The organism is Leifsonia sp. NPDC058248 (assembly GCF_042881905.1).
Taxonomy (GTDB): domain Bacteria; phylum Actinomycetota; class Actinomycetes; order Actinomycetales; family Microbacteriaceae; genus Leifsonia.
The window spans coordinates 612,124-622,405 of sequence record NZ_JBHVXB010000001.1; the positions used below are offsets into that span (position 1 = coordinate 612,124).

The 10,282-nt window shown below is 69.6% G+C and carries 9 protein-coding genes; 8 read left to right on the forward strand and 1 reads right to left on the reverse strand.

All coding sequences use genetic code 11. The annotated features are described in order from the left end of the window. Positions 1-3 precede the first annotated feature (3 nt). Positions 4-267, reverse strand: coding sequence for a LapA family protein (locus ACFVV5_RS03070; RefSeq protein WP_387238747.1), 264 nt, complete (start codon positions 265-267; stop codon positions 4-6). Positions 268-463: 196 nt separating this feature from the next. On the opposite strand from ACFVV5_RS03070, the gene argG reads away from it, so the two are divergent. The 8 genes from argG (at position 464) to msuE (ending at position 10,229) form a co-directional block, all read left to right on the forward strand. Then, positions 464-1,906, forward strand: coding sequence for an argininosuccinate synthase (gene argG, locus ACFVV5_RS03075; RefSeq protein WP_387238749.1), 1,443 nt, complete (start codon positions 464-466; stop codon positions 1,904-1,906). A gap of 125 nt (positions 1,907-2,031) precedes the next feature. After that, positions 2,032-2,556 (forward strand): VOC family protein, encoded by a 525-nt coding sequence (locus ACFVV5_RS03080; RefSeq protein WP_387238751.1) that lies wholly within the window; start codon positions 2,032-2,034, stop codon positions 2,554-2,556. Between the two features lie 161 nt (positions 2,557-2,717). After that, entirely contained in the window at positions 2,718-4,391 is a 1,674-nt protein-coding gene (locus ACFVV5_RS03085) for an ABC transporter substrate-binding protein (protein WP_387238753.1), read from the forward strand. Continuing rightward, positions 4,369-5,421 (forward strand): ABC transporter permease, encoded by a 1,053-nt coding sequence (locus ACFVV5_RS03090; RefSeq protein WP_387238755.1) that lies wholly within the window; start codon positions 4,369-4,371, stop codon positions 5,419-5,421. The genes ACFVV5_RS03085 and ACFVV5_RS03090 overlap by 23 nt, the downstream gene beginning before the upstream one ends. Then, positions 5,418-6,278 carry an ABC transporter permease gene (locus ACFVV5_RS03095; protein WP_387238757.1) on the forward strand — a complete coding sequence of 287 codons (861 nt, stop codon included), beginning with the start codon at positions 5,418-5,420 and terminating at the stop codon, positions 6,276-6,278. Before ACFVV5_RS03090 ends, ACFVV5_RS03095 begins: the two co-directional genes overlap by 4 nt. Next, positions 6,275-7,996 carry a dipeptide ABC transporter ATP-binding protein gene (locus ACFVV5_RS03100; protein WP_387238760.1) on the forward strand — a complete coding sequence of 574 codons (1,722 nt, stop codon included), beginning with the start codon at positions 6,275-6,277 and terminating at the stop codon, positions 7,994-7,996. The genes ACFVV5_RS03095 and ACFVV5_RS03100 overlap by 4 nt, the downstream gene beginning before the upstream one ends. 188 nt (positions 7,997-8,184) lie before the next feature. Continuing rightward, positions 8,185-9,609 carry an NtaA/DmoA family FMN-dependent monooxygenase gene (locus tag ACFVV5_RS03105; RefSeq protein WP_387238763.1) on the forward strand — a complete coding sequence of 475 codons (1,425 nt, stop codon included), beginning with the start codon at positions 8,185-8,187 and terminating at the stop codon, positions 9,607-9,609. Then, positions 9,609-10,229: an FMN reductase gene (msuE, locus tag ACFVV5_RS03110; RefSeq protein WP_387238766.1), complete on the forward strand. Its 621-nt coding sequence runs from the start codon at positions 9,609-9,611 to the stop codon at positions 10,227-10,229. The genes ACFVV5_RS03105 and msuE overlap by 1 nt, the downstream gene beginning before the upstream one ends. Positions 10,230-10,282: the final 53 nt, after the last annotated feature.

Below are 10,282 nucleotides of genomic sequence, written 5' to 3' on the forward strand. Positions count from 1 at the left end.
CCGTCAGCGCCGGGCCCGGCGCGCAGCCCTGTTCCGGGCGAAGATCCAGCCGACGACTCCCCCGATCAGGAACACGATCAGCACCAGCAGCCACGTCGGGATGGTCAGCTGGGTCCACAGCAGAAAGATGGTGGCCTCGTCGTTGGCGACCCCGTTCTGGATGGCGACGACGATCAGCAGCACCACCAGCAGGATGGCGAGCCATTTGCGTTTCAGGAATCGGACGAACGCGCTGTCATCCGATTCGGCGCCGTGTTGAGCGGTCATTTTCGTGGTCCCCTCCCGCGAGCTCTCCGGCGAACCCGATGCCGCTCAGTATCGCGGCTTCCCGCGACCCGCGCCAGAGCATCCGGAGTCGCACGCGAGTGGGGCGCGAGCGTCTCCGCCCGCAGACGCGCCCGTCACGGACGGGCACGGGACGGGCTGCGTGCCGGCGCCCCGCGACGCGCCCTAGAGTATTGGTATGTCCAAGGTTCTGAGCAGTCTCCCTGTCGGCGAGCGTGTCGGCATCGCATTCTCCGGAGGTCTCGACACCTCCGTGGCGGTGGCCTGGATGCGCGAGAAGGGGGCCATCCCCTGCACCTACACGGCGGACATCGGCCAGTACGACGAGCCGGACATCGACAAGGTGCCGGCCCGCGCGCACGAGTACGGTGCCGAGATCGCCCGCCTGGTCGACGCGAAGAGCGCGCTCGTCGAGGAGGGGCTCGTCGCCCTGCAGTGCGGCGCGTTCCACATCCGCTCGGGCGGCAAGACCTACTTCAACACCACGCCCCTCGGCCGCGCCGTCACCGGCACGCTGCTGGTGCGCGCCATGAAGGAGGACGGCGTCGACATCTGGGGCGACGGCTCGACCTACAAGGGCAACGACATCGAGCGGTTCTACCGTTACGGCCTCATGGCCAACCCGCGGCTGCGCATCTACAAGCCGTGGCTCGACGTCGACTTCGTGAGCGAGCTCGGCGGCCGCACCGAGATGAGCGAGTGGCTCGTGGCCCGCGGATTCCCGTACCGGGACTCGACCGAGAAGGCGTACAGCACCGACGCGAACATCTGGGGCGCCACCCACGAGGCGAAGCGCCTCGAAGAGCTCAGCTCCGGTCTCGACATCGTCGAGCCGATCATGGGCGTCGCCGCCTGGCGTGACGACATCGAGGTCGTCACCGAGGAGGTCTCGGTGCGTTTCGAGGCCGGACGCCCTGTCGCGATCAACGGCGTCGAGTTCACCGACCCCGTCGCGCTGGTGCTCCAGGCGAACACGATCGGCGGCCGTCACGGACTCGGCGTCTCCGACCAGATCGAGAACCGCATCATCGAGGCGAAGAGCCGCGGAATCTACGAGGCGCCAGGTATGGCGCTGCTGCACATCGCCTACGAGCGCCTCCTCAACGCCATCCACAACGAGGACACGGTCGCCAATTACTATGCCGAGGGCCGTCGTCTCGGGCGTCTCATGTACGAGGGCCGCTGGCTCGACCCGCAGTCGCTGATGCTGCGCGAGTCCCTGCAGCGCTGGGTCGGCTCGGCCGTCACCGGAGAGGTCACGCTGCGCCTGCGTCGTGGCGACGACTACACGATCCTCGACACCACGGGCCCCGCACTCAGCTACCACCCGGACAAGCTCTCGATGGAGCGTGTCGGCGACGCCGCGTTCGGCCCCGACGACCGCATCGGCCAGCTCACCATGCGCAACCTCGACATCGCCGACTCGCGCTCGCGCCTCGAGCAGTACGCGGCGGCGGGCCTCATCGGAGGCACCACGGCCGAGCTGGTGGGCACGCTCGAGGCCGGGGAGGCCGGCGAGATCCTGGGCGGCACCGAAGAACCGGATGCTCTCGCGGACGCCCTCGAACGCGCCACCGACCTCGCCTCGGAGGGCGCCGCGTTCGACTCCGGCACCGACTGACTCGTCGAGCAGATCGCGTTCCTCCGGTGATCAGGACAGAATCTGTCCTCAATCGCGCCTAGCGTCGTAAGCGTACGAAGCGTACGAAGCGTCGTACGCAGCACGAGCGAACGAGAGGCCGAGCCATGACCGATTACACCCCGACCGGGTACACCTCCGTAGCGCCCTGGATCGTCACCGACGACACCGGCGCCCTCCTCGATTTCATCACCGCGGCCTTCGACGGCACCGAGCTCGCCAGAGTCAGCGTCGAAGACGGCAGCATCGGGCACGCCGAGATCCGGGTCGGCGACACGACCCTGCTGGCGTTCGACCGCCGAGCCGACTGGCCTGTGATGCCGTCGCTGCTGCGCGTCTACGTGCCGGATGCCGACGCGGCCTTCGCGCGGGCGCTCACGGCCGGCGCCCGCATCGTCACCGAGCTCTCGAACAGCGCGTGGGGCGACCGCGGCGGCCGGCTGCGCGACCCGTTCGGCAGCATCTGGTGGGTGATGTCGCGTGTCGAGGACGTCCCGGAGGATCAGACCTGGGCGCGGCTCTCCGATCCGCAGTACGCCGAGTCGATGCGGGATGCCCAACAGACCCTCGACTCCGAACTCAGCGGCCGTGCCCACGGCGTCGCGAGCGCGCCCGTCGTCCCCCGCGACTGACCTGCCCCGAGGCTTTTACCGCAGCGGCCTCGTCGCGCGCAAGCACATGTCGGCCGGTTTCGCTCTGTGTCCTTTTCCGACGCCGTCCCGTAGTCGGTGCAACGAGCACCGCCGTACCTTTCTGAGCACCCGCACACACCCCCAAGCTCAGGAGTCCCAGCATGCGTTCGCGTCCACTTCGCACAGCTCGCACAGCTCGCACAGCTCGCACAGCGCTCGTCGCCACCGCCATCGCCGTCAGCAGCGTCCTGGCCATGACCGCCTGCGCCGGCGGCGCCACCGCCGCATCCGGCACCGGCGAGAAGGTGAAGGGCGGCACCATCGTCTACGCCCACCAGCAGGAGCCGTCCTGCGTGTTCGGCGGCTGGATCGAGCAGGCGTACCTCTCTTATCAGGTGCTCGACAGCCTCACCTCGCTCGACGAGAACCACAAGGTGGTCCCGTGGCTCGCCACGTCGTGGAAGCCGTCCGCCGACGGGCTCAACTGGACCTTCACGCTCAAGAAGGGTGTGAAGTTCACGGATGGGACCCCGCTGACCGCCGCGGCCGTCGCCTACAACTTCGACTACTGGGTCAACGACGGCGGCAACAGCACGGCCGCCGTCTGGCTCGGCGGCTACTTCAAGGACGCCAAGGCGATCGACGACCTCACGCTGCAGATCGACCTGTCCAAGCCGTACCCGCGCCTGGCCGACAACCTCACGCAGGGCTACTTCGGCATCCAGTCGCAGCACGCCCTCGAGACCCGCAGCAAGGAGCAGAACTGCGAAGCCCCCATCGGCTCGGGCGCTTTCACCGTGAAGAAGTGGAACCGCGGTCAGGACATCATCCTGACCCGCAACGCGGCCTACACCTCGCCGCCCGCGAACGCCCTCCACACCGGCCCGGCCTACGTGGACGAGATCGACTGGAAGTTCGTCGCCGACCCGACCACCCGTGTCGCCGCCCTGCAGAGCGGCCAGGTGAGCGCCGTCTACGATGTGCCGGCCGTCCAGTGGAGCGCGCTGAAGTCGGGCGGCTACCAGCTCGACAAGTACGTGACGCCGGGTCGCCCGCAGCAGCTCTCGTTCAACACCCGGAAGGGCGTGTTCACCGACGAGAAGGTGCGCCAGGCGTTCGCGTACAGCCTCGACCGCAAACAGATCGTCGACACCATCGGCCGCGGCGTCATCCCGGTCGAGGGCAACGGCGGCGTCAGCCAGGCCACGCCCGGCTACAGCGAGAAGGCGGCCGGCTGGTACAGCTACGACACGGCGAAGGCGGACCAGCTGCTGGATGCGGCCGGCTGGTCGAAGAAGAACGAGCAGGGCATCCGGACCAAAGACGGCAAGACGCTGTCGGTGATCCTGCCGTACGGTGCCGGCTCGATCATCAACCAGGACGGCGCCGCCATCCTGCAGGGCGTCAAGGAGCAGGCCTCGAAGGTCGGTTTCGACGTGAAGCTGATCCCGGTTCCGCAGAGCGAGCTGTTCGCGGGCAAGTACTCGACGCCGGACGACTACGACATCAACGTCGGGTACTGGACGGCCGTCACCGCGGGGATCCTCTACATCAACTACCGACCGTCGACCGCCGACAACCCCAACTACGCCAACTCGACCTTCTCCAGCGACACGACGCTCGAGAAGCTCATCCTGGACGCCAACTCCGAAGCCGACGTCGCGACCCAGAACGCCGACTACCAGAAGGCCCAGGACTACATCGCCGAGCACGCGCTCTCCATCGGCGTCTACGACCGGCTGAGCACGCTCGCGGTCGCGCCGAAGCTGAAGGGCGTGTGGCAGGAGCACGCACAGGGAGGTCCGACGTTCTATGACGCCTACTTCGTCAAATGACGCGACTCTCGCGGGGCCGGCCGTCGCGCCGGCCCGGCCCGAGCCGGCCCCGCCCGACCAGGAGCGAGAGCGACGCCCCGCACGCGGCCCGCTGATCGCCCGTCGCCTCGCCGGCAAGATCCTCGCAGCCGTCGTGGTCCTCTGGGGCGCGGCCACCGTCGCGTTCTTCGCCCAGCTGGCCCTCCCCGGCGACCGGGCCACGGTCATCCTGAACATCCGGGCCGGGCAGGCGCAGCAACGCACGGCCGCAGAGCTCGCTCCGATCAACGCCCAGTACGGCCTCGACCGGCCGGTGATCGTGCAGTACATCGACTACCTCCGCGGGCTCGTGGTCGGCGACTTCGGCACCTCGTACCAGCAGTTCCGCCCGGTCACCGCGATCATCGGCGAACAGCTCGGGGCCACCGTCGCGCTCTCGCTCGCCGCCATCGTGTTCGCCTGGGTGATCATGGTCGCCTGGGTGCTGCTGACCGCCGGTCGCGGTCCCCGGATGCGCGGTGCGGGGTCGACCGTCGATGTCGTCGCCGCCGGCCTTCCCGCCTACTGGCTCGGCATCATCCTGTTGCTCGTCTTCTCCCTCGGACTCCGCTGGTTCCCCGTCATCAGCGGCACCGGGGTGAACGGGCTGATCCTGCCGGCGCTCACCCTGGCCATCCCGCTGGCCGGCTTCATGGCGCAGAGCACGCGGGCCGAGTTCGAACGTGCCCTCGAGCAACCGTTCGTGGTCACAGCCCGGATGCGCGGGATGGGCGATTGGGGCATCCGGTTGCGTCACGTCCTGAGACACGCGGTCATCCCGGCGGTGACGCTGTCGGGCTGGGCACTCGGAGCGACCCTGTCGGGGGCCGTGATCGTCGAGTCGATCTTCTCCCGGCCGGGCATCGGATCCGTGCTCGTGTCCGCCGTGAACTCGCAGGACCTGCCCGTCGTCGTCGGCATCGTCACGCTCGTCGCGGTCGTCTACGTGATCGCGAACCTGCTGGTCGACATCGTCTACACGCTCATCGATCCCCGCTTGGACATCTCATGACCGTTCTTCACGCTCCGAGCCGCGCGGAAGCAGTCGCGGCCACCCTCGCCCGAAAGCCGTGGGGTCTCTACCTGGCGATCGGGTTCGCCGTCCTGGTCACCGTCGCGGCCGTCGCGCCGCAGCTGCTCGCGACGCACAGTCCCACCGCACTCGACTACCCGGCGGCGCTGCAGCCGCCGTCCTGGGCGCACTGGTTCGGAACGGACGAGTCGGGTCGCGACCTCTACAGCCGCGTCGTCTACGGAGCCCGCGAGTCTCTGCTGATCGGTCTGGGCGCCGCCGCCGTCGGCGTCAGCGTCGCGATCGTCCTCGGCACCCTCGCCGCGCTCGCGATCAAACCGGCGGCCGTCGTGGTCGACCGGTTCGTCGAGGTGATGTTCGCCTTCCCCGCCCTGCTGCTCGCCCTCCTGCTGATCGCCATCGCCGGGCCGTCGGCCACAACCGAGATCTTCGCCGTCGGCCTCGGAACCGCGCCCGGCTACGCCCGGATGGTCCGCGGCCAGATCCTCTCGGCCAAGAACTCCGGCTATGTGGAGGCCGCGACCGCGCTCGGGCATTCGCGTTCGCGCATCATCCGGTCGCACATCCTGCCGAACGCCATCCGGCCCCTCGTCGCGGTGTTCGCGCTGTCGATCGGGCAGTCGATCGTGTGGGCGTCCAGCCTGTCGTTCCTCGGTCTCGGCGTCGCGCCGCCGTCGTCGGAGTGGGGCGCGCTGCTCGACGCCGGTCGCGCGTACATCATCCAGGCTCCGTGGCTGATCGTCATCCCGGGCCTCGTCATCGTGGCGGTCGCGCTGGCCGCCACCACCATCGGGCGTCACCTGCAGTCGTACCTGGAGAAGGGCGAGAGATCATGACCGTCGCTGCAACCGAGGAACTCCTCGTCGACGACCTGGACTGGCCGGCCACCCGGCTACGCGTGCAGAACCTGCGCGCCGGCTTCATCGTCGACGGCGTGCGGCGCGACGTCGTCTCCGGCGTCTCGTTCGAGCTGCTGCCGGGGGAGTGCGTGGCCATCGTCGGGGAGTCCGGATCGGGCAAAAGCGTCACCGCCCGCTCGCTGGTCGGGCTCGCCGGTCGCAACGCCGTGGTCGAGGCGGAGGTGCTGGAGATCCACCACGAGGACGTGCGCTCGTTCACGGCGCGGCAGTGGCGGCGCATCCGGGGACGTGACATCGGCTTCGTGCTGCAGGACGCCCTCGTGTCCCTCGACCCGCTACGGCCGGTGGGCGCGGAGATCGCCGAGGCGCTGCGCCTGCACAAGTGGGGCGACCGCGCAGCGCGCAAGCGGCGGGTCGTCGAACTGCTCACGCGCGTGGGCGTGCCGTTCCCGGAGAACCGCGCGCGGCAGCGGCCCGACCAGCTCTCGGGCGGCCTGCGGCAGCGGGCGCTCATCGCCTCCGCCATCGCGCTCGACCCCGACATCGTGATCGCCGACGAGCCCACCACCGCGCTGGACGTCACCGTGCAGGCGCAGGTGCTCGCGCAGCTGGAGCAGATGAAACGGCGGGGCGCGTCGATCATCCTGATCAGCCACGACCTGTCGGTGGTCGCCCGGCTCGCCGACCAGATCGTGGTGATGCGGGGCGGCGAGGTCGTCGAGCAGGGCACCGCGGCCGACGTGCTGGGGTCGCCGCGGCACGAGTACACGACAGCGCTGATCGCCGCCGTTCCCAGCGAGGCGACGCGCGGCCAGGCTCTCAGCCCGGCGACCGTGGTGGCTCCGGATGCCCGACCCGAGCCGAACACGCCGCAGGACGAGCATCCAGCCGCCCCCGTGCTCGAAGCGACCGGTCTCGTCAAGCGCTTCCAGACGCCCGACGGCACCGTCACCCGGGCCGTCGACGGGGTGTCGTTCTCGCTCGCGGACGGCGAGACGCTCGGCATCGTCGGGGAGTCCGGCTCCGGCAAGAGCACAACCGCCCGGCTCGCGCTCGGCCTCGAGTCGCTCGACGGCGGCGAGGTGCGGCTGCTCGGTCACGACTGGTCGTCGCTGCCCGAACGCAGGCGCCGAACGCTGCGGCCGCGCATCGCGGTCGTCTACCAGGACCCGCTGAGTTCGTTCGATCCGCGCTGGAATGTGGAGCGCATCCTGCTCGACGCCCTCCGTGGCGAGCGGTTCGAGAGCGCGGCCGCCCGCCGCGAGCGCGTGCTCGAACTGCTGCAGCAGGTCGGGCTCACGGAGCCGGTGCTGAACCGTTTCCCGCTGCGCCTCTCCGGCGGCCAGCGTCAGCGGGTCGCCATCGCGCGCGCCCTCGCCCCGCGGCCGGCGGTCATCGTGCTCGACGAGGCCGTGTCCGCACTCGACGTCACGATCCAGGCGCAGATCCTCGACCTCCTCGTCGCCCTCCAGCGGGAGTCCGGGGTCAGCTATCTGTTCATCTCGCACGATCTCGGCGTCATCAGCCACCTCAGCGACCGCGTGCTCGTGATGAAGGACGGCGTCGTCGTGGAGCACGGCACGCCCGACGACATCTTCGGCCGGCCGCAGCATCCGTACACACGCGACCTGATCGCATCCATCCCAGAATTCGACCCGTCGTCGTTCACCTCCGCGACGTCCGAGAAAGAGTAGCCATGCCCCGTCCTCTGCGTTACGGCGTATGCACAGCGCACACGAACCCGCACATTCACCGCGGTAGTCTGCGAGAGAGGCCGTCCCGCACGCCGCTGCTGGACGACCGTCATCCTGCGCCGCGGTCTCGCGGCGCGTTCCCCCGAAGCACGAGCGACCGCGAGCTCGCCCGGAAAGGCGCCTGACCCATGGCGGAGAAGAAGCAACTGTTCGTCAACCTGTTCGAGATGGCGTGCGTGAGCCACATCACGCACGGACTCTGGACGCTCCCCGGCAACAACCGGGAACGGTTCGCCGACATCGACTACTGGGTGGAACTGGCGCACATCCTGGAAGACGGGGGATTCGACGGCATCTTCCTCGCCGACGTGATCGGCGCCTACGACGTGTTCCGGGGCGGCCCCGAGACGGCGCTGCGCGAGGGGCTGCAGAGCCCGAACCTCGACCCGCTGCTGGTCATCCCGGCCATGGCTGCGGTCACCAAGAGGCTCGGCTTCGGGGTCACCTTCTCGACCACCTACGAGCCGCCGTTCGCGTTCGCGCGCCGGATGTCCACGCTCGACCACCTCACCAAGGGACGCGTCGGCTGGAACGTGGTGACCTCCTACCTGCCGAACGCCGCCCGCAACTTCGGGCTCGACGGCGAGGTGCCGCACGACCTGCGCTACCAGTACGCCGACGAATACCTCGACGTGCTCTACAAGCTGTGGGAGGGGTCGTGGGACGACGACGCCGTGATCGCCGACCGCGAGCGCAAGATCTTCACCGACCCGTCGAAGGTCCGCTACATCAACCACGTGGGGGAGCGTCACCGTGTCGCGGGACCGCACATCGTGCATCCGTCGGCCCAGCGCACGCCCGTGATCTTCCAGGCGACGGGCTCGCCGGCCGGCACCGAGTTCGCCGGCCGTCACGCCGAGGTCGTCTTCACCGGCGGCCGCACGACCGAGGAGTTCCGCCGCAACGCCGACACCATGCGGGCCGCTGCGGTGCGTCACGAGCGCGACGCCGACGACATCAAGTTCATCGCGATGGCCGGCGTCATCGTCGGACGCACGCAGGAGGAGGCGGAGGACAAGTGGCGCCTCTACCGCGAGAACGCGAGCCTCGACGGCATCCTGGCCCACAGCAGCCTGCCCGTCGACCTGACCGCGTTCCCGCGTGACATCACGGTCCGGGATGCTCTGCAGCGCGCCGGTGTCGCGCCCGAGGCCGTGCCGTTCCTTCCGCTCGACCGCACGGTCGGCCAGGCGCTGGACTTCATCGCCGGCTCGCGCGACGACCGCTTCCTCGTGGTCGGGACGCCGAAGGTCGTGGCCGACGCGATCGAGCGCTGGCTCGACGAGGACGGCCTGGACGGGATCAACCTGCGGCAGTACCACTCGTTCGACACCGCCCGCGACTTCGCCGAGCTCGTCGTGCCGGAGCTGCGTCGCCGCGGTCGTCTGCCAGAGCCGGATGCCCGTCCCGCGACGCTCCGCGAACGACTCTTCGGCGCCGGGAACAACCGCCTCCCCGACCGTCACATCGGGGCCCGCTATCGCGGTGGGGCGAATCTCGACAACCCGATCGAGCCGCTCAGCCTGGGCGCGGCGAACGTGGCGTCGTTCTGATGGGTGAGGAGACGCCGCCGGATGTCGGGCTGCCGCCGATCTCGATCGTCGGCGTCAGCGGGAGCCCGACGCATCCGTCGCGCACCACGACGCTGGTCGCCGGTGTGACGGAGGCGTTCGCCGCGGCCGTCGGGGGCACCGCCACGGTGATCGAGCTGGCGCCCCTGCTGGCCGGGCTGGGGGCGGGCGCGTTCCGCAGCCAGCTGGGGCCGGAGGTGCAGGCGGCGCTCGAGACGGTCGAGGCGGCGGATGTCGTGGTGGTCGGCTCCCCGGCCTACCGCGCGACCTACACGGGCCTCTTCAAGCTCTTCTTCGACCACATCGGACAGTACGCCCTCGTGGACAAGCCGATCGTGCTCACGGCCACCGGCGGCAGCGACCGTCACGCCCTGCTGGTCGAGCACCAGATGCGTCCGCTCTTCGGGTTCTTCCAGTCGCTGACGCTTCCGCTCGGCATCTACGCGAGCGAAGGCGACTTCTCGGAGTACGAGATCTCCTCCGACGACCTCCGCGCGCGCATCGATCATGCGATCGCGCGCACGCTCCCGGTCATCCGGTCGCACCTGCGCCCCGAGGAACGCCCGTCGGCCGACGCCTTCACGCGCCCCGACGCCTTCTGACCCTCCTCCCCGCCCCGCCGCGCCCCGCACAGCAATCGAGTCCGGACTTGGTG

What these genes read in the sequence shown, in the direction of transcription:
- ACFVV5_RS03070 (WP_387238747.1), bottom strand. Translation starts at nt 267, where the DNA reads ATGACCGCTCAACACGGCGCCGAATCGGATGACAGCGCGTTCGTCCGA.
- argG (WP_387238749.1), top strand. Translation starts at nt 464, where the DNA reads ATGTCCAAGGTTCTGAGCAGTCTCCCTGTCGGCGAGCGTGTCGGCATC.
- ACFVV5_RS03080 (WP_387238751.1), top strand. Translation starts at nt 2,032, where the DNA reads ATGACCGATTACACCCCGACCGGGTACACCTCCGTAGCGCCCTGGATC.
- ACFVV5_RS03085 (WP_387238753.1), top strand. Translation starts at nt 2,718, where the DNA reads ATGCGTTCGCGTCCACTTCGCACAGCTCGCACAGCTCGCACAGCTCGC.
- ACFVV5_RS03090 (WP_387238755.1), top strand. Translation starts at nt 4,369, where the DNA reads ATGACGCCTACTTCGTCAAATGACGCGACTCTCGCGGGGCCGGCCGTC.
- ACFVV5_RS03095 (WP_387238757.1), top strand. Translation starts at nt 5,418, where the DNA reads ATGACCGTTCTTCACGCTCCGAGCCGCGCGGAAGCAGTCGCGGCCACC.
- ACFVV5_RS03100 (WP_387238760.1), top strand. Translation starts at nt 6,275, where the DNA reads ATGACCGTCGCTGCAACCGAGGAACTCCTCGTCGACGACCTGGACTGG.
- ACFVV5_RS03105 (WP_387238763.1), top strand. Translation starts at nt 8,185, where the DNA reads ATGGCGGAGAAGAAGCAACTGTTCGTCAACCTGTTCGAGATGGCGTGC.
- msuE (WP_387238766.1), top strand. Translation starts at nt 9,609, where the DNA reads ATGGGTGAGGAGACGCCGCCGGATGTCGGGCTGCCGCCGATCTCGATC.